The organism is Salinigranum salinum (genome assembly GCF_009176545.1).
In the GTDB taxonomy this organism is placed as follows: Archaea; Halobacteriota; Halobacteria; order Halobacteriales; family Haloferacaceae; genus Salinigranum; species Salinigranum salinum.
Genome location: NZ_VTOJ01000002.1, coordinates 1,514,147 through 1,530,906 on the forward strand (window position 1 = coordinate 1,514,147; position 16,760 = coordinate 1,530,906).

The 16,760-nt window shown below is 67.3% G+C and carries 19 protein-coding genes; 8 read left to right on the forward strand and 11 right to left on the reverse strand.

Features of this window, described 5'->3' with window-relative positions; genetic code table 11:
• The first annotated feature begins 30 nt into the window (after positions 1-30).
• Positions 31-801 (forward strand): hypothetical protein, encoded by a 771-nt coding sequence (locus tag FZP69_RS18640; RefSeq protein ID WP_152042863.1) that lies wholly within the window; start codon positions 31-33, stop codon positions 799-801.
• A 1-nt stretch (position 802) separates the two neighbouring features.
• Here the strand turns inward: FZP69_RS18640 and FZP69_RS18645 are convergent, their stop codons facing one another.
• The gene (locus tag FZP69_RS18645) at positions 803-1,222 is read right to left on the reverse strand and encodes a DUF7124 domain-containing protein (RefSeq protein WP_152042864.1); all 420 of its coding nucleotides are present in this window, start codon (positions 1,220-1,222) and stop codon (positions 803-805) included.
• A 358-nt stretch (positions 1,223-1,580) separates the two neighbouring features.
• Positions 1,581-2,816 (reverse strand): NAD(P)/FAD-dependent oxidoreductase, encoded by a 1,236-nt coding sequence (locus tag FZP69_RS18650; RefSeq protein WP_152042865.1) that lies wholly within the window; start codon positions 2,814-2,816, stop codon positions 1,581-1,583.
• Between the two features lie 296 nt (positions 2,817-3,112).
• On the opposite strand from FZP69_RS18650, the gene FZP69_RS18655 reads away from it, so the two are divergent.
• Positions 3,113-3,730, forward strand: coding sequence for a DUF6149 family protein (locus FZP69_RS18655; RefSeq protein ID WP_152042866.1), 618 nt, complete (start codon positions 3,113-3,115; stop codon positions 3,728-3,730).
• Between the two features lie 106 nt (positions 3,731-3,836).
• Here FZP69_RS18655 and FZP69_RS18660 read toward each other — a convergent pair whose 3' ends face one another.
• Positions 3,837-5,219, reverse strand: coding sequence for an NAD(P)/FAD-dependent oxidoreductase (locus tag FZP69_RS18660; protein WP_152042867.1), 1,383 nt, complete (start codon positions 5,217-5,219; stop codon positions 3,837-3,839).
• 166 nt (positions 5,220-5,385) lie between these two features.
• Here FZP69_RS18660 and FZP69_RS18665 point away from each other — a divergent pair, with 166 nt between their 5' ends.
• The 3 genes from FZP69_RS18665 to FZP69_RS23305 all read left to right on the forward strand — a co-directional run bounded on the left by FZP69_RS18665 (position 5,386) and on the right by FZP69_RS23305 (position 7,009).
• Positions 5,386-5,589, forward strand: a complete 204-nt coding sequence (locus FZP69_RS18665; protein ID WP_152042868.1) for a dodecin family protein — start codon at positions 5,386-5,388, stop codon at positions 5,587-5,589.
• A gap of 98 nt (positions 5,590-5,687) precedes the next feature.
• Positions 5,688-6,566 (forward strand): homoserine kinase, encoded by an 879-nt coding sequence (locus FZP69_RS18670; RefSeq protein ID WP_152042869.1) that lies wholly within the window; start codon positions 5,688-5,690, stop codon positions 6,564-6,566.
• A gap of 311 nt (positions 6,567-6,877) precedes the next feature.
• Positions 6,878-7,009, forward strand: a complete 132-nt coding sequence (locus FZP69_RS23305) for a hypothetical protein (protein WP_275689379.1) — start codon at positions 6,878-6,880, stop codon at positions 7,007-7,009.
• A gap of 45 nt (positions 7,010-7,054) precedes the next feature.
• Here the strand turns inward: FZP69_RS23305 and FZP69_RS22755 are convergent, their stop codons facing one another.
• Positions 7,055-7,219 (reverse strand): hypothetical protein, encoded by a 165-nt coding sequence (locus FZP69_RS22755; RefSeq protein ID WP_192918649.1) that lies wholly within the window; start codon positions 7,217-7,219, stop codon positions 7,055-7,057.
• A gap of 155 nt (positions 7,220-7,374) precedes the next feature.
• On the opposite strand from FZP69_RS22755, the gene FZP69_RS18675 reads away from it, so the two are divergent.
• Positions 7,375-8,319 carry a ketopantoate reductase family protein gene (locus FZP69_RS18675; RefSeq protein WP_152042870.1) on the forward strand — a complete coding sequence of 315 codons (945 nt, stop codon included), beginning with the start codon at positions 7,375-7,377 and terminating at the stop codon, positions 8,317-8,319.
• Positions 8,320-8,517: 198 nt separating this feature from the next.
• On the opposite strand, the gene pdxS is transcribed toward FZP69_RS18675, so the two are convergent.
• Complete coding sequence (gene pdxS, locus FZP69_RS18680) at positions 8,518-9,426, reverse strand: pyridoxal 5'-phosphate synthase lyase subunit PdxS (protein ID WP_152042871.1); 909 nt, start codon at positions 9,424-9,426, stop codon at positions 8,518-8,520.
• Positions 9,427-9,750: 324 nt separating this feature from the next.
• Between pdxS and FZP69_RS18685 the strand changes: the two genes are divergently transcribed.
• Together FZP69_RS18685 and FZP69_RS18690 are read left to right on the forward strand one after the other, a co-directional pair.
• On the forward strand, positions 9,751-10,467 hold the full coding sequence (locus tag FZP69_RS18685) for a DUF1405 domain-containing protein (protein WP_152042872.1): 717 nt from the start codon (positions 9,751-9,753) through the stop codon (positions 10,465-10,467).
• A 292-nt stretch (positions 10,468-10,759) separates the two neighbouring features.
• Positions 10,760-11,827: a hypothetical protein gene (locus tag FZP69_RS18690; protein WP_152042873.1), complete on the forward strand. Its 1,068-nt coding sequence runs from the start codon at positions 10,760-10,762 to the stop codon at positions 11,825-11,827.
• Positions 11,828-11,841: 14 nt separating this feature from the next.
• Here FZP69_RS18690 and FZP69_RS18695 read toward each other — a convergent pair whose 3' ends face one another.
• The 6 genes from FZP69_RS18695 to FZP69_RS18715 all read right to left on the reverse strand — a co-directional run bounded on the left by FZP69_RS18695 (position 11,842) and on the right by FZP69_RS18715 (position 16,713).
• Positions 11,842-12,522 (reverse strand): hypothetical protein, encoded by a 681-nt coding sequence (locus tag FZP69_RS18695; protein ID WP_152042874.1) that lies wholly within the window; start codon positions 12,520-12,522, stop codon positions 11,842-11,844.
• A gap of 3 nt (positions 12,523-12,525) precedes the next feature.
• Positions 12,526-12,648: a hypothetical protein gene (locus tag FZP69_RS23310; RefSeq protein WP_275689380.1), complete on the reverse strand. Its 123-nt coding sequence runs from the start codon at positions 12,646-12,648 to the stop codon at positions 12,526-12,528.
• Between the two features lie 165 nt (positions 12,649-12,813).
• Positions 12,814-13,755, reverse strand: a complete 942-nt coding sequence (locus FZP69_RS18700; RefSeq protein WP_152042875.1) for an HFX_2341 family transcriptional regulator — start codon at positions 13,753-13,755, stop codon at positions 12,814-12,816.
• A gap of 1,030 nt (positions 13,756-14,785) precedes the next feature.
• Positions 14,786-15,361 carry a cysteine hydrolase family protein gene (locus tag FZP69_RS18705; RefSeq protein ID WP_152042876.1) on the reverse strand — a complete coding sequence of 192 codons (576 nt, stop codon included), beginning with the start codon at positions 15,359-15,361 and terminating at the stop codon, positions 14,786-14,788.
• 9 nt (positions 15,362-15,370) lie between these two features.
• Positions 15,371-16,192 carry a YqcI/YcgG family protein gene (locus tag FZP69_RS18710; RefSeq protein WP_152042877.1) on the reverse strand — a complete coding sequence of 274 codons (822 nt, stop codon included), beginning with the start codon at positions 16,190-16,192 and terminating at the stop codon, positions 15,371-15,373.
• Between the two features lie 122 nt (positions 16,193-16,314).
• Positions 16,315-16,713 carry a pyridoxamine 5'-phosphate oxidase family protein gene (locus FZP69_RS18715; protein ID WP_152042878.1) on the reverse strand — a complete coding sequence of 133 codons (399 nt, stop codon included), beginning with the start codon at positions 16,711-16,713 and terminating at the stop codon, positions 16,315-16,317.
• Between the last annotated feature and the right edge of the window lie 47 nt (positions 16,714-16,760).

A 16,760-nucleotide genomic window follows, 5' to 3' on the forward strand; every position in this document is an offset into this window, starting at 1 on the left:
TTTTATACCAGTCGACGAACGCGTCCACGCATGTCCCTCCAACTCGGATCCGCCCTGAAAGGCGGTGCCGAACGGCTCGCGAGCCGGACCGGCGTCGTCGTCCTCACCGTGTACGCGGCGGTGATGCTCGTCTACCAGTTGAGCGTCAACACACTGCTCCAGTCCCTCCTCACCAGTCTGGTACCGGCAGGAGCCGACCGGGTCGCCTCGCCGGCTCTCGTGACGCTCCCGCTGCCGAACGTCGTGGCGGGAGTGCTGGTCGTCGTCACGCTGCTCGCGGCGACCGTCGTCAGCGTCGTCGCCGTCCGGACGTTCGTCGCCCGCGAGCGGGAGCGGATCCCGCGACGGTTCCTGACCGACCGGATGCTGTTCGTCGTGGCGAACCTCGTCGTCGGGGGAATAGCGTTCGGACTGATCGTCCTCGTCGGCACGATTCTCCTAGTCGTTCCAGGTATCGTCGCCTACGTCGGGCTGCTGTTCATGGTGCAGTTCGTCGCCGTCGAGAAGGTGAACTTCGTGACGGCAATGCGTCGGAGCTGGCGGCTCACTCGGGGGAGCCGGATCCGGATCTTCCTCCTCGTGCTCGTGCTCTTCGCCGCGACGCTCGTCGTGACGTTCGTCGTCAACTTCGGGCTGGGCCTCGCAGTCGGCTCCGGGAGCGCCGGACTCGGTGTCGGGCTGGTGAACGTCCTCCTGACGCTGTACCTGCTCGCCGTGACCTGCGACGCGTTCGTCCAGCTCCGCGACGACGACAGGTCGCCGACGGGAACGCAGCCGACGGCGGACGCGGTCGGCACCTAGGCTACGGCCAGTCGTCGCGGCCGTCGTCCTCGAACGGGTCGTCGTCCTCCTCGGCGTCGCCGAGCGTCCAGCCTGCGGCCTCCGCCGCCTGCTCGATCGGGAGGAACTCCCACCCGGTCTCCTCGGCGGCCTCGCGGTCTTCGTCCGAGGTGCCGACGAAGACGTGGCGGTCGGTGTCGAACTGCCGCTTGACGTTCTCGAGGCTCTCGACCACGCCTCGCGGACCGGAGAAGAAGTCCTGTCTGACGCGGTGTTTCCGCGTGTAGTTCGTCACGACGTACGTGGGCTGTTCGCTCACGACGCCGACGTACTTCGTCCACTGTCGAGTGTCCGAGAACACCGCTGTCGGGTCCGCGAGCGCTTTGAGCGCGTCGAGTTCGAAGGCGAGTGTCATCGTCCCACTCCGGTCGCCGGCGTCCATGATCTCACGAAGAGAGTCACGCCGAAAAACGGCTTCGCTTCCGGACGGTGTCCGCGGTGTGGCCGTTCACTCCTGACGGGAGCGGTCGGTGGACACGACGACGTCGGCGTCGCGGGGACGTGGCCCGCGTCGGGTCGGTCCGGCGGTCACCGGGACGGATCGGAACCACGGCCCGGTGGCCAGGCCAGGGACGGGACGGGAGCTGGAGCGAGAGGCGGGGGGATGGATCGAAGACGGGAGGCTGGAGTGAATCGAAGACGGGGAACCGGAGTGGATCGAAGACGGAAGACCGGGGTGGATCGAAGACCGAAGAGAGGAGTGGACCGAAGACGGAGAGCGAGGCGGTCGGGCGAGCGAGTTACTGCTGTGCCGGGGCGATCTTGTCGAGGTCGACGCGCTTCTCCAGGAGCGTCTCCTTCTGGTCGGAGACGACGCGCTCCTCGCGCATCAGCTTCTTGTACGCCGACTGGGCGGAGAGGTCGCCGACGAGGACGCCGCCGATGATCCTGCCGTCCTTGAACGTGATACGACGCCACGTGTTGTCCTCGTACTTGCGCTCGGCGTCGTCGTCACCGAGGGTCGGGTGACCGAACGAGAGGAAGGGGAAGTCGAAGTGCGTGATGGAGTACGAGGAGACCCAGCGGAACTCCTCGGAGGCGTAGTCGACCATGTTCTTCGCGGCGATCGTCCCCTGTTCCTTCGCGGAGCCCCACGCGCCGTTCTGGGTGCGCTCGCCGAGGATGACGTCGTGGAACTGGGTGATGTCGCCGGCGGCGAAGATGTCGTCGTCGTTCGTCCGCATGTACTCGTCGACGACGATCCCGTCGTCGCAGACGACGTCCGTCCCCTGCAGGAGTTCGGCGTTGAAGTCGAGCCCGATGGCGATGCCGACGAACTCGGAGTCGTAGCGGTCGCCGTTGGGGTCGACGGTCGAGACGACGTGGCCGTCGTCGTCGGTCTCGAAGCGGTCGACGCCGGAGCCGAAGACGGGCGTCACGCCGCGCTCTTCCAGCGCGTCGTGGATGATCTCGGCACCGTCGGGCGACAGGGCGTAGCGCCACCAGCACTCGCCGCGCATCAGGTAGTGTGCGTCGATCTCCTGTGCGGCGCAGATCGCCGCGAGATCGATCCCGAGGAGGCCGGCCCCGACGACGACGCCCGTCTCGGAGTTCTCGGCGTGTTCGCGGATGGCGCGGGCGTCCTGGAACGTCCAGAAGTGGTGGATTCCCTCGGCGTCGGAGTTCTCGACCGGCAGCTGCGTGGGGGTCCCGCCCGTGGCGACGAGGAGTTTGTCGTACTCGATCTCGTCGCCCTCGTGGGTTCTGAGGGTGTGTGCGTCGGGGTCGACGCCCGTCACGACCGTGTTGAGACGCAGGTCGATGTCGCGGTCGGCGTACCACGAGTCGCTGTGGATGGAGATGGGGGCCTCGGGGAGTTTGCCCTTCGCGAACTCCTTGATGAGGATCCGGTTGTACAGGGCCTCGCCCTCGTCTGTGATGACGGTGACATCGGCGTCTGGCGCCTCCTCACGGAGCGTCTCGGCCGCGGAGGAACCCGCGATGCCGTCGCCGATGATCACATACGACTGGCTCATATCCGCCACGTTGTAGTTCGGGGTTAATGTGGATTGCTATCCGTGCATCATCGGCGAGAATCGGTCCTACGCCGCGACACGCCTCGCGTCCGAGCGTCGCCGAACGGCTCGCTCTCGGGCAACACAGTCACGGATTCCGGACGGTCGAGCGACGGGATCGGCACATCGTGACAGGAGTTCCGAACGTTGCGGCGGGCGGCGCGCGGTGAGGCCGCCGGTGAACCGCCGATCGGGATCGAGTGGTCGACACCCCGTGCCGCAACCCTTACCCGAGTTCGCACCAACCTCCGGACGAGATGAAGATCCGCCAGAACCTCCGGCACTGGGCGGCGAAGAAGGCGCTCACGACGCCCGTGGTGGGCGACATCGCCCGCGACAAACTCGTCGACCTCCACGTCGACGTCTTCGGCCGGAAGGCCGACGAGGGCCGCCGCGAGGAGCGCGAGGACCACATGGCCGACTTCTTCCACTGTACGTTCGACACGTACGTCGCGGCGCTCGACGCCGGGTTCACCGAGGCCGAGGCCCGCGAGGTCACCCACGTCCAGGCCAACTTCGACTTCTTCAACCACGGCTGGACCGAGATGATGGAGTTCCCGGCCGACGAACTGGAGGCCCACTACGAGCGGTACGAGTCGTTCTTCCGCGCACACTCGATCACCATCGACGACCCGCTCGGCGACTTCCGGACCCGCGAGATCCCGTCCGCGCCGTCGACCCCCGAGAAACTCGACGCGCCGGAGCACCCCCACGCCGAGGGTGGCTTCGCCGACGACGTCTACGTCGAGGACGAGGAGGGGAACCTCCACGTCGGCGACGCCATCACCCCCGACGACGAGGAGGTCGACGTCACGGCCGCCCCCGGGATGCAGGACGTCGACGCCGACGAGAACGAGGACGCGAAGGCCGACTGACCCCGGCGCTCGCGAACCGATCGGGACCGGGGAGACGCCGGGTTGCGGTCGGTCGTGCAGTGATGGACAGCGGTCGCGTCCGGGGCTACCGGCGACGGCGCTCGTCTCACTTCTCGCCCGCACCGTCCGCCACGGCCCGGTCCGGGTCGCGAGGATCCGTCGAGGACGCTTCGTCCGCTGGTGCCCGGGCGTCGATCCGGTCGGCACACTCGAAACCGGCGACGATCCCACCGTTGAGCGATCGCTCGGGGTACTGCGCCCGCGAGGCCATCCCCGCATAGTAGAGGCCGTCGGCCACCTCCCGCAGGTCGTACGGGACGACCTTCTCGAGGTAGCCGCGCTCGTACACCGGCGCGGCGCGGGGGTTGCGCGCGAGGCGGAACCGTTCGACTGACTCCCGCGAAAACGAGGGGAACATCTCCTCGACGTGCGAGAGCCACAGCTCCTCGATCTCGTCGTCGGAGGCCTGCCAGAGGTCCTCGTCGTACTCCTGGACGTAGCTGGCGACGTACAGCAGGTGCTTCCCGCCGTACCTGTCGGGGGAGACGAAGTTCGTGTGCTCGATGAGCGCGCCGAACGGCGCGTCGTGGGCGACGTTCAGCCAGTAGGTGTCCGTGAGGGAGTCGTCCATCGTGACGACCGCACACACCGCGCCCTGGAAGTCGACGTCGCACTCGTAGCCACAGAGCGCCTCGAGGACGTTCGGCATCGCTGCGACGACGACTCCCTCAGTGTCGTGGGTCTCGGTCGCCGCTCCCGTGTCGACGGTGAGCGTCGACACCGCGCCGTCTTCGAGGGAGAGGTCCGTCACGCGTGCGCCGGTGGTGACGTTCTCCCGCCCCACGGCCTCGACGAGGGCGTCGATGAACGGGGCGAACCCGCCGTCGAAGTAACCGAGGATCTCCCCGCGGAGGAGGTCGCGCTCGCCGCGGAACTTGATCCTGCCCAGCAGCCACGCGGCGCTCACGTCCTCCTTGCGGGAGCCGAACTTCGCGTCGAGCAACGGCTCGAAGAACTGGTCGTAGACGCCCTCGGTCGTGTGCTCGACGATGAACTCTCTGACAGGCGTGTCCTCGTACGCCTCGAGCGACTCGTAGGAGTCGAAGCGGGGGCGACCGCCGCGGAGGTCGACGCCGAGGGTGAGCATCCCCAGCCGGAACTTGTCGTAGATCGAGAGATGCGGGTAGGCGAGGATCTCCCACGGAGTGTCGAGCGGGTGGACGACGCCGTCGACGTAGTAGGCGTTCTTGCCGACGAGCCACTCGAGTCGGTCGCCGACCCCGAGCTCGTCGGCGAGCTCGACGATGGTCTCTTCCGACTTCGAGAGGTGGTGGTAGAAGCTCTCGATGCGGTCTCCCGGCGTCTCGTATGTCGCGGCGAGTCCCCCGAGGTCGTCCGAGGCCTCGAACACGTGGACGTCGTGGCCGTGCTGTCGGAGTCGGTAGGCGGCGGCGAGCCCGGCGATTCCCCCGCCGACGACGTGGATCATCGTCGGGCGTTCGGGACGCGCGTGTTAGGCCCTTGTGGTTCGGCGAGCACGACCGGCTCCACGAACACCCACTCTCCCGTTCGGTTCGGACAGCACTGACCGCTTCGATCGTCGGTCAGAGTTCGTGCAAATAGTTAACACGGATCGTCACCAACATGTCGATGCAATGTCAGTCGACAAGGAGGTCACTATCACGGCGACCAGCACGGACTCGTGGGAAGCGGCAGCAATGGCCGCGGTCGAACGCACGGAGGCGACCGTCAACAGCCTCCAGTGGGCCGTCGTCGAGGACCAGTGGCTCGATCTCAAGGAGGGTGGGTCGCCCGTCTACAAGACGAAAGTGAACATCGGGTTCCGCGTGGAGCAGTGAGGGCCGCGCCGCGAGGGTGCGTCCCGACCGAATAACCGACGGACAGGGCGCTTTGGCCCTTCGCTACCTTTTTACTCGCCGTTCGTAAACAGCGGGGCATGCTGACGGTCAGGGCTCCCGCGACGAGCGCGAACCTCGGGAGCGGCTTCGACGTCTTCGGCGTCGCCCTCGACCGCCCGGCCGACGTCGTCCGCGTCGAGAAGGCCGACGAGACGACCATCGAGGTGACGGGGACCGGCGCGACGTACATCCCGACCGACCCCGACGGCAACACTGTCGGCGCGGTCGCCGAGGCGCTGGACGCGCCCGCCCACATCCGGATCGACAAGGGGGTCCGTCCCTCCTCCGGGCTGGGGTCGTCGGCGGCCTCCGCGGCGGCGGCGGCCCTCGGGCTGAACGAGCTGTACGACCGGGGGCTCACGAAGAAGGAGCTCGTCCCAATCGCGGCGGAGGGCGAGGCGGTCGTCTCCGGCGAGGCGCACGCCGACAACGTCGCGCCGTCGCTCCTCGGCGGGTTCACCATCGCCTCGAACGGGGAGATCACTGCCGTCGACGCCGACATTCCGCTGGTCGCCTGCCTCCCCGAGATCGCCGTCTCGACCCGCGACGCCCGCCGGGTCGTCCCCTCGACGACCGACCTCACCGACCTGGTAGACACCGTGGGTCACGCCGCGACGCTCACCGTCGGGATGTGCCGATCCGACCCGGAACTCGTCGGCGAGGGGATGACCGACGAGGTCGTCACGCCCGCGCGAGCGAGCCTCATCTCGGGGTACACGCAGGTTCGGACCGCGGCGTTCGACGCCGGGGCGACGGGCGTCACGGTGTCGGGTGCCGGCCCCTCGGTCATCGCGGCCTGTTACGCGCCGGACCGGCGGGCGGTCGCCGGTGCGATGGTCGACGCCTTCGCCGACGTGGGCGTCGACGCCCGGGCCTACCAGACGGAGATCGGCCGCGGCGCCGAACTGCTAGAGTGAATTCGGGTCAGAGAGGGGGCCGACGTACCGGCGGAGGAGACGGCGGACGCGAACCGCACTCGTGACGAGACGACGGAGAACGCGGCGCTCGCAGGGTAGTGCAGACTCATCGTCCCGACCCCGAGAGTGGCCGTACCCACGAAGCCGATGTCGCGGTCCAGTTCGGGCTCGGCGCTCGTCTCCCCTCGCTCGTGCGAGGGTGATCGCGAAAACGTGACCGAAGAACCTCGCCACCGACGGGACGCGACGAGTGCTCCCGGGACAACTATTATTCGCCAGGAGTCGAAAGCCGGAGAACGGGGTGGTCACGGATGCCGATCGTCCCGCACTACCCGTCGGACGAACCCACGGACGACGACGCACCGGATTTCGGTGAGATCGTCGACCGCATCCTCAACGGCGGTGACAGGCCGAACCCGGTCGTCTCCGCCGCAGGCGCATAGCCCGCCGACCACGCCTGAATTTCTTTGTCGAGCGGCCGTCGACCGTCAGGGTCGGCCCCACTGGTAGAACCACCACGCGATGCCGAGGAGCATGAGGCCGATTCCGAGGGTAGACGTCGCCGGTTCGGGGATGACGAAGAGGACGAAGCCCACGACGATGAGCGCCGTCGGTTCGATTTCGTCCCAGTAGTCCGCGAGTGAGAGTCCCATTTCGCAGGGCCGTTCGCCGCCCCGTGGTATGTGTCTTGTCACTCCGGGGGCGACGACAGCGTCCCAGGGCGGCGATGCTGTCAAGCCGGACACCGATGTATCTCGACCATGGCATCGAGTGTGCTGGACACCGGACCACCAGTGGGAGAGAGCCGATGAGAGTCGCCGTCTACGGACCCGGCGGCGTCGGGGGCTACGTCGGAGCACGGCTCGCACAGGCCGGCGTCGACGTCCACCTGATCGGGCGTGGCGACCACCTCCGGGCACTGCGGGAGCACGGGCTGGAACTCCGGAGCGTCGCCGGCGACGCCCACGTCGACCTGCCCGCCACGGACGACCCCGACGAGGTGGGCGCCTGCGACGTCGTCCTCTGCTGCGTGAAGTCGTTCGACACCGCCGACATCGCCGCCCGTCTCGCACCACTGCTGGGCGACGACGGCTGTGTCGTCTCGCTCCAGAACGGCGTCGACAACGAGGACGTCCTCGCCGACGCGGTGGGGCGCGACCGCGTGCTGGGCGGCGTCGCGTACATCTTCTCGACCATCGCCGAGCCCGGGGTCGTCGAACACACGGGTGGGCCCACGAAGATCGTCTTCGGTGAGCTGGACGGCCGTCGGAGCGACCGCGCCGAGCGGCTCCTCGCGGCCTGTGAGCGGGCACCGGAACTGGCGGTCGAGTTGTCAGAGGCGATCGAGATCGACATCTGGGAGAAGGCGGCGTTCATCTGTGCGCAGGCGGGGCTGACGGCCACGACGCGACTCCCGCTCGGCGACGTCCGGGAGATCGACGAGTCGTGGAGGATGTACCGCCGGGTGATCGAGGAGGTGTGTGCGGTCGCCGACGCCCGCGGCGTGGACCTCCCCGGCGACACGGTCGACCGGTGGATGGACTTCGCCGCCGACCTGGAGGCGGACTCGTACTCGTCGCTCCACTACGACCTGACGCACGACAAACCGATGGAGCTGGAGGGGTTACACGGTGCGGTGGTGCGGGCGGGCGACGAGGAGAAGGTGGACGTACCGATGACGGAGGCGATCTACGCCCTGCTCAAGCCCTGGGCGGTGCGGAACGAACGGCTCGCGGAGGAAGGGACGAAGTGACAACGGAGAAGGGTTCCGTCACTGGCAGCCGACCGCGACCGACCGAGCGAACGCGAGCGAGATGGCGTGGCTTCTCGTTCACCGGACGCTTCGCGCTGCTCGTCTCCGAACCGCCGCTCGCCTCGTTCGTGAATGCGAACTCGTGTCGAGCGGTTCGAGACCACCGGATGCCGTCGGGTGCCCACGAAAAGTGGCTCTCTAGACCCCGCGACCCTGCAGTTTCTCCTCTTCGGGCATGTCGACGTTCGACTCGCCCTTCATGCCCTTCCCGATGTTCGTGGCGATCTCGGCCAGGGCCTCGGGATCGTCCCAGTTGTTGACCGCCTCGACGATGGCGCGGCCCATCGCCTCGGGGTTCTCCGCCCCGAAGATGCCGGAGCCGACGAAGATGCCGTCGCACTCGTGGTACATCATGAGCGCCGCGTCGGCCGGAGTAGCAATACCGCCGGCGGCGAAGTTCACGACGGGCAGCCGCCCCATCTCGGCGGTCTCGTGGACGAGGTCGGCGGGTGCCTCGTGCTCACGGGCCCACTTCTCGCGCTCGTCGTACTGCAGCCCCACGACCGAGCGGATCTGGTGTTTGATCGTGCGCTGGTGGGTGACGGCCTGGTTGACGTCGCCCGTGCCGGCCTCGCCCTTGGTTCGGATCATCGCCGCGCCCTCGTCGATGCGGCGCAGCGCTTCGGGGAGGTCGCGTGCGCCGCAGACGAACGGCGCGGTGAAGTCTCGCTTGTCGATGTGGTACTCGTTGTCCGCGGGCGTCAGGACTTCGCTCTCGTCGACCATGTCGACGCCGAGCGCCTCGAGGATCTGCGCCTCGGTGTAGTGGCCGATCCGGGCCTTGCCCATGACCGGGATCGAAACCGAATCGATGATCTCCGACACTTTCTCCGGGTCGGGCATCCGCGAGACGCCGCCCCGTTTGCGGATGTCGGCGGGGACCGCCTCCAGGGCCATGACCGCGACCGCGCCGGCCTCCTCGGCGATGCGAGCCTGTTCGGCGTTCACCACGTCCATGATGACGCCGCCCTTCTGCATCTGCGCGAACCCGCGCTTGACGAGATCGGTGCCCCGTCGGAGTTCCGCCAGGTCGGTCTCTTCAGCCATACGCGACCCTTGGACCGGACGCACTTAAGCCGTGCTTTCGGGCTTCGAACGGACGCAGTCAAGCGGTGCTTTCAGGCCGTCGAGACCGGTGAGACGACTGCCCGCCGACTCGCCGGTTCGGACGTAGTTTTATATGCGATCGAGCGGCCACACCGGCTCGTGACCTGACCGACATCCGGTGGGCGGTTCGCGACGCGACGGCACACCGTTCACCGACTCGGCTGTGGTCGTGCCGTCCGTTCGCTCACGCGGGCAGCCGTCGACGGCTGCGCCGCACCCGCACGGGACCGCCATCGCTTTGTCACCCCCTTCCTTTCGGGGAGTATGGCCACGGCTCGACGTCGCCTCTCGGAACTGTTCGACGGCGACGGCCTCCCCGGTGCGTCCGATCTCCCCCGGTGGCTCGCTCCGCTCCCCCGGCCGATCGAGAATCTCGGGCTCAACCTCGTCCCCCTCGTCGTCGTCACGAACCTCGTCGGAACCGCGTTCGGCTTCTGGTACTACGGCTTCCAGTTCTCCATCGAACCCGTCGTGATGTGGCCGTTCGTCCCCGACTCGCCCGTCGCGACGCTGTTCATCGCGCTCGCGTTCGGCGCGTGGTATCTCGGCCGGTCCAACGAGTACCTCAACGCCCTCGCCTTCTTCGGCTGTCTCAAACTCGGCGCGTGGACGCCGTTCGTGCTCCTCGCGTTCAGGGAGGACTTCTCCTATCTCCACCCGGCGATGTACAACTTCCTCTTCTGGAGCCACCTCGCGATGGTGGTCGAGGCGTTCGTCATCCACCGCTTCTCGGGCTTCCCGATCCGGGCGGTGCTCGTCGCCGTCGTCTGGTACGGCTTCAACGACCTCGTCGACTACTTCGTCCCCCTCGTTGGAGGGCCACACCACACCCTCATTCCCGCCGAACCCATCGTCGACGGCGTCGTCCAGCACGTCAGTCCGGCACACGAACTCGCCGCCGCCGGGGCAGTCGTGCTGACGCTCGCCGCGACGTTCCTCGCGCTGTCGACGCGGGTGAAACAGCTCGAAGCGGTGCAGTAGCCGGCGTGACCGCGAGGCCTGGAGGCACGCCGTTCGGTGGTTAGCACTCGCGTCGACCCAGCGTGACACGGCACTCGGGCGACGGTTCGACCGTGAGACCCGTACTGCTGGGGACGTTTTCGGGCGAAGTCCGCAGGGAGACCCAGCGGACGCTGAGCGAGTTCAGCTGAGTGGAGGCGTCCGACGGCCGTCGTACCCGCACGGTGAGCGGTCGGTCGTGACTGGTCGTCCTTCGTCGTGGTACCCCACCGGTCACCTGACGGTTTATGTCCGCACCGGTGATACCACTGGTATGGACTCCGAGTTCTCGCACGTCGCCGACCTGCCCCTCACCATCGACAGCGTCGACATCACGCAGCAGGAACGCGACACCTCCAGCGGCTTCGTCCGCAAATCGACCACGTTCGCCCTCTCCGGCGACGGCGAGACGGGTCGCGGCGAGGACGTCACCTACGACACGGAGGACCACGACGCCCTCGCCGAGGGGTGGGGTGGGTCCGACACGGACGAGGCGTACGACCTCGCCGGCGAGTACACGTTCACCGAGTTCTCGGCGCGACTCGACGAGATCGACCTCTTCCCGGGGAAGGAGCCGGAGCGAGACACGGCCCACCACTACCGCCGGTGGGGACTGGAGTCGGCGGGACTGGATCTCGCGCTCCGACAGGCCGGTGAGAGCCTCGGCTCCGTGCTCGGGCGGACGTACGACCCGGTCCGGTTCGTCGCCTCCACCCGGCTGGGCGATCCACCGTCGACAGCGCGCGTCGAGACGCTCCTCGACCGTGTCCCCGACGCCGAGTTCAAACTCGATCCGACGGCCGAGTGGACGGCCGAGATCGTCGACGACCTCGCGGCGACCGGCGCGGTCAGGATCCTCGACATCAAGGGCCAGTACAAGGGGACCGAGGTCGATCAGGAGCCGGACGCGGCACTGTACGAACTCGTCTTCGAGGGGTTCCCCGACGCGGTCGTGGAGGATCCGGCGCTCGTACCCGAGACGGAGGCGCTCGTCGCGGCCAACCGTGATCGGATCTCGTGGGACGTCCCCATCACGGGCGTGGACTCCATCGGAGAACTGCCCTTCCCGCCGCGGTGGCTGAACGTCAAACCGTCGCGGTTCGGCACGGTCGAGTCGCTGTTCGAGACGCTCGCGTACGCCGACGACCACGGGGTGCAGCTGTACGGCGGCGGGCAGTTCGAGCTCGACGTCGGCCGTGGACAGATCCAGGCGCTGGCGTCGCTGTTCTACCCCGACGGCCCGAACGACGTCGCTCCGGGCGTCTACAACGATCCGGAAGTCCCCGAAGACCTCCCAACGAGCCCGCTCGAACCCGGCGAGCCGGTCGGTCTCGGGTTCTGAGTCGGGACGGGAGGTCAGCCGTTCAGGGTTCGGTCGACGTAGAACTCCATCTTCGAGTACAGGTGCCACTGTGAGAGGAAACGCGTAGAGAGACGGGCGAAGACGTCCATGAACGCGACCGAGACGAACACCAGTCCGACGAGCACCGGGAGAGTCCGGACCGGAACCGGGACGGGAAACACGTCGAGGACGACTCCGAGCGCCCGATTCAGCCCGCCGGTCGCGAGGAGCACCAGGTAGTACACCGACAGCAGTTCGGAGACGATCAACATGTTCTTGGAGAACTCGAACAGTGCCTGCATCCGAAACGCTCGCGAGTGCGCCGTCGTCTCCAGATACGACAGCACCGACAGCCACACCGTGTGGTAGCTCCGTCGCGACAGGCGACCCGGCAGCCCGAACTCCCGTCGGCAGAGGGTCAACACCTCGTGATCGAAGTACTCGGGATCGACTGCCCCCTCCGGTTGCCCGGCGACGTCGCGCTCGCCGGAGGCCCGGAACCGGTCGAGCAACCCCAGCGGTGTCGTCGGGCTTCGGGTCGACGATGGCGACTCGCGCCTCTGTGCCTCGAACAGGTCCTGCGGGAATGAGTGTCCCTCGTACGCGGCGTCCATAGAGCGGAGGACGTGCGGGCTGAACACCGTGTCGAGGCCAGCCGTCGAGAGGAGCGTCCGAAACCGCGTCCGTACACCCACGAATCACGACTGCTCTTCGAGGCCGGACAGCACCATGCCGACGACGAACGCGAACATCCCGACGAGCGTGAGGTCGACGAGCGACGCCGTGGCGAGGAGGCTCGTTTCGACATCGACTGCGGCCACGACTCCCGCGACGAGGAGAGCCCCAGGAACGAGGTAACCGAAGACGTCGATCAGGTTCAGATCGACAGTGGTGTGCCGTTTGCCATGATCTGTTCATACAATTGACAGGCAGAAAACGGTTGTTCGCGGCGACGGATACGTTCCGAAACGTGGACTGTCTGGTTCTCACTCCCGATCCGCGTGCGCCCGCACCCAGAGTTCGCCGATGCGCGACAGCCTGGTTCGGTAGGACTTGCCGTGTTCTTCCTGCTCGATGTAGCCTTTCCCGCCGGGGCCGAGCCGGTCGACGTTGTAGATGACCTTCGACCGAAACGAGTCCGTGTACTCCTCGTTGAGCTCTTTGGAGAGAGCCTCCGCGAGTTCCGAGACCGACTCGAACTCGCCGTGCTCGCCGAGCTCGAAGAGGATGACCTCCTCGAACGGCTTGACGTTCGAGAAGGAGGCGACGGGCAGTTCGACGATGTGGTTCGAGCCGATGCGCTTGGCGCCGATGGTCGTGCCGCGCTCGTCGAACTCCTCGAGGAGGTTCGAGGCGGCGTCGAGCCGCTCCTCGAGGCGGTCGCGGTCGACGCCGGGGGCGAGTCCGGCGTCGTGGCCGGCGGCGTCCCCGTCGCCCGCCGTCGCAGCCTCGAGCAGGTCGGCGAGGAGGTCGCGGCCCGCGCGGAGTTCCTCGGCGAGTTCGGTCTCGAGATACTTCTCGGGCGCCGTGTAGTAGGTGTGGATCCGGTCGCGGTCCTCCTGGCGTTCGACCATGATCGAGTGGGCCGCGGTCGCGAAGGCGAAGGAGACGGGGCGGGGCATGGCGCTGACGTTCACCCACACCTCCCCACCAGAGTCGAGTTCGGTGTTGATGAGGTCGTACGCCTGCTCGAAGGCGGCGTCGTAGTCGTAGACGTCGTCGACGATCACCCGCACGGTTTCGGCACCGAGGAGGTTCTTGAAGTCCTTCTCGAGCTTCTTCGAGAGGTGACGCGAGTACTCGACGTTGGCCTCGCTCCCCACCGCCCCCTCGAGGAGCACGACGCGGTCGACGTCGAACTGGTCCCGGATGAGCGGCGCGATGAGCCGGTCGTAGTCGAAGCCGACCGGGACGATGTGCGTCTGCATACGCTACCGTTCGTCGGGGTGATTATGAATCCCGTCACGTGACGTCCCGCTCGACTACGCGGGAGGTGCCGTCGAGAACACGCTCGGCGCGAGGAGGCGCGTCGACACTCGGTGCCGGATGTCGAGATCGAACGGTGGGCTCCCGTTCTTCGTCCGCGTCTTCGTGCTCGCCACGTGCGACAACCTGGTCGAGTTCCGCGGACAGGGGCCGACCGTCGTCAGTCCGGGCCCCATCAGAAGAATCCAATTTAATATTTATCTCGACATCCGGGACGTCGTATTCAGAAATCATGTGCGCGGTAACGTATCAGTACCGTATTTCGACGCTCTCTGCCACTCGAACGCCGATCTGATCTGTAGATGGTGTCTGAACGAGGAAGGGAGTTACGAAGGACCTCAGATATTCAAATCGATAATAGAGGAGAAACTATATCATCGTCGTCGTCATCGTCGTCACCGTCGAAGGCGTGTCGACCCGGCGCGCGGGACGGAGCGATCCGAACGCCGGGGAGCGGTGGCAGCCGGGGTGACGACGACCCTCTAATCCGGTCGGGGTGGTGGTCGGGCGTCGGACGGGCAGGCAACTCCGTTCGGGTGGATGCTCGGTGTCGGGCTGTTCGGCCCAGGGGCGTACCCCGACGACGACCGAACAAGTGGTGCCGAGCTCGGAACCGGGGATCGGCCCCGGTTCTCTCGCGTGTGACCGGACACGAACACCGAACTGCGCGACTCGTTCCGTTCTGCTGGCTGTGTCGTGCGGAGAGACGACGGTCTCGATCGGCCACGGACCGACGGCGACCGCGACTCCGCGAGGGCTGTCGGAGACGGCGACCAGTCGACGCGTTCGTCGTGTGCGATCCGAACGGGTGTCGAGGAGGTCCGAATCGAGTCACGAGAGGCCCTGTTCCACGTTCCTCCCCCGCTCTGTCGCTCCGTCAGTCGCTCCGGTTCGCTCGGTCGCTTTTGTCTCAAGCGGTGTGGGCTCGGGACGGGACCGGGCTAGCGCGTGCCACTCGCTCCGGTCGTCGCCTCAGTCGTGTGCCGCCAGCGCCGCCACCACCGCGTCGGTCGTCGCGACGGTCGCGAACTCCCCCGACAGCTGTGCCAGCGCCGTGCGGTGGATCGTCTCCGCGTCGAACTGCTCTCCCTCGAACGCGCGGTCGAACGTGGCTGTCGCGTCCGAAACCACCACGGACGAGAAGCCGAGGTTCTCGGCCATCCGGGTCGTCGTCGACACGCAGTGATCCGTCGTGAGGCCGACGACGACGAGCGTCTCGTACCCCTGCTCGCGGAGCCACTGTTCGAGGCCGGTCCCGACGAAGGCACTGTTGACGCGTTTCTCGTACCTCTGTTCGCCCTCGCGTGGCTCGAAATCGGGCATCCACGCGAAGCCCGGACGGTCGCCGCGTAGCGGCGAGTCCTCCTCTGTCGAGTCGTGTCGGACGTGGACGACGGGCATCCCCCGCGAGCGCCAGGCGTCGAGGAGCCGTGCGGCGTGGGCCTCGGCCTCGGGGTTGTTCCGCTCGCCCCAGCGGGGGTCGTCGAAGCCCGTCTGGAGGTCGACGAGGAGCAGGGCGGCGTCGGTAGGGAGCGAGAAGTCTGTCATGGAGACGACTCAGTCCGCTCCGACGCCGACCGCCGGACCGGGATCAAACGGCGAGTCGACCGCCTTGGGATGGTCGCGGCTGATCCGGAGCGGACACGCGTCGGGGAACTGCGACTCGTCGGCCGAGAGCATGTACTGGACCCACTCGCGGTCGCCCGCGACGCCCCAGTCGCCGAGGTCGGCGTGGGGGCAGACGCCGTCGTACGCCTCCAGCCTGTCGTGGATCACCTCGCGGGCGCTCGCTCCCGCCTCAGTGTCGTGGGTGATGCCGTCGAACAGCCGCCGCGGCTGGAACGTGATCTCCAGTCCGACGGGGCAGTACCGGCTCCGGCGCTCGTCGTAGAAGGGCGCTCTGCAGGTGGGGAAGATCGGTTCGCCGCCGAAGCAGAACTCCCAGTAGGCGTCGTCCGGGTCGGTCGGGATGTCGTCAGGCCACGGGTCGGGGTCGTGAACGTGGAGGAACTGCAGGACGTGCCAGAGCCGTTCGTGGTAGTCGCGTTCGGTCGTGGCTCCGTCGGGCCGGAAGAAGACGACGAACGACGACTTGGGCGCGTGGTCGTCGGAGACGGCGAGATACTCGAGGAGCGTGTCGCGGAAGGTGAGGAGGGCGTCCTTGTCCGTGGTCGACGACACCGTGGTGTAGAGCGGCCACCCCTTCTCGACCGACTCGACCCCGAAGAAACACGGGAAGGGCGACCCGTTGCGCTCGCCCAGCAGTCCCTCCCGGAAGGAGGTCCAGTGCGCGGTGACCCAGTCGGGGGCCTCGCCGCTGGACACGCGGCGAGCGAGCGTCTCCTGATCGAGGAGCGCGGAGAAGCCCGGTTCGTTCATGTCCCTTACTACGGCCCGACGGGCAAATGCACTTCGAACGCGCTTCGAACGGAATAGGGATCTCGCCGAACACGCGTGCGATTCGTCCCACGATTCGGGCGGGTGTTCGGAGCCGACCGGCGTCAGGCGCTGCTGAAGACGCGCTCGGGTCGGATCTCGAGGATGACGCGCTCGCTCTGGATGGGGTTCGGATACTCGTCCTCGCCCATGTACCGCCTCGTCAGTTCGTCGATCTGCTCGCGGGCACCCTCGGTCGTGATCTGGTCGACGTCGCCGAACACCGAGAGGAACCGGTAGGGGTTGTCCGGATCGACCATGCTGACTCCCACCTTGGGGTTGGCCTCGACGTTCTTCGTCTTGCGCCGCTCGCGCTCGGTGTTCACCATCAGGCGGTTCGTCTCCGGGTCGTAGTCGACCCAGACGGGCGTGACGTGGGGATACCCCGTCGGGGTCATCGTCGCGAAGTGCGCGAACGTAGCCTTCTCGAACAGGTCGTGGATGTCCTCGGGGATCATCGCCATGGGACGTGCACGACGGGTGGGCGCTTCTACCTGCCGGCTGGACCGGA

Coding starts and splice junctions, on each gene's coding strand:
- FZP69_RS18715 (WP_152042878.1), bottom strand. CDS start 16,713: ATGGCGATGATCCCCGAGGACATCCACGACCTGTTCGAGAAGGCTACG.
- FZP69_RS18645 (WP_152042864.1), bottom strand. CDS start 1,222: ATGGACGCCGGCGACCGGAGTGGGACGATGACACTCGCCTTCGAACTC.
- FZP69_RS18660 (WP_152042867.1), bottom strand. CDS start 5,219: ATGATCCACGTCGTCGGCGGGGGAATCGCCGGGCTCGCCGCCGCCTAC.
- FZP69_RS18665 (WP_152042868.1), top strand. CDS start 5,386: ATGTCAGTCGACAAGGAGGTCACTATCACGGCGACCAGCACGGACTCG.
- FZP69_RS18675 (WP_152042870.1), top strand. CDS start 7,375: ATGAGAGTCGCCGTCTACGGACCCGGCGGCGTCGGGGGCTACGTCGGA.
- FZP69_RS18640 (WP_152042863.1), top strand. CDS start 31: ATGTCCCTCCAACTCGGATCCGCCCTGAAAGGCGGTGCCGAACGGCTC.
- FZP69_RS18705 (WP_152042876.1), bottom strand. CDS start 15,361: ATGACAGACTTCTCGCTCCCTACCGACGCCGCCCTGCTCCTCGTCGAC.
- FZP69_RS18670 (WP_152042869.1), top strand. CDS start 5,688: ATGCTGACGGTCAGGGCTCCCGCGACGAGCGCGAACCTCGGGAGCGGC.
- FZP69_RS18700 (WP_152042875.1), bottom strand. CDS start 13,755: ATGCAGACGCACATCGTCCCGGTCGGCTTCGACTACGACCGGCTCATC.
- FZP69_RS23305 (WP_275689379.1), top strand. CDS start 6,878: ATGCCGATCGTCCCGCACTACCCGTCGGACGAACCCACGGACGACGAC.
- FZP69_RS18690 (WP_152042873.1), top strand. CDS start 10,760: ATGGACTCCGAGTTCTCGCACGTCGCCGACCTGCCCCTCACCATCGAC.
- FZP69_RS18650 (WP_152042865.1), bottom strand. CDS start 2,816: ATGAGCCAGTCGTATGTGATCATCGGCGACGGCATCGCGGGTTCCTCC.
- FZP69_RS18685 (WP_152042872.1), top strand. CDS start 9,751: ATGGCCACGGCTCGACGTCGCCTCTCGGAACTGTTCGACGGCGACGGC.
- FZP69_RS18655 (WP_152042866.1), top strand. CDS start 3,113: ATGAAGATCCGCCAGAACCTCCGGCACTGGGCGGCGAAGAAGGCGCTC.
- FZP69_RS22755 (WP_192918649.1), bottom strand. CDS start 7,219: ATGGGACTCTCACTCGCGGACTACTGGGACGAAATCGAACCGACGGCG.
- pdxS (WP_152042871.1), bottom strand. CDS start 9,426: ATGGCTGAAGAGACCGACCTGGCGGAACTCCGACGGGGCACCGATCTC.
- FZP69_RS18710 (WP_152042877.1), bottom strand. CDS start 16,192: ATGAACGAACCGGGCTTCTCCGCGCTCCTCGATCAGGAGACGCTCGCT.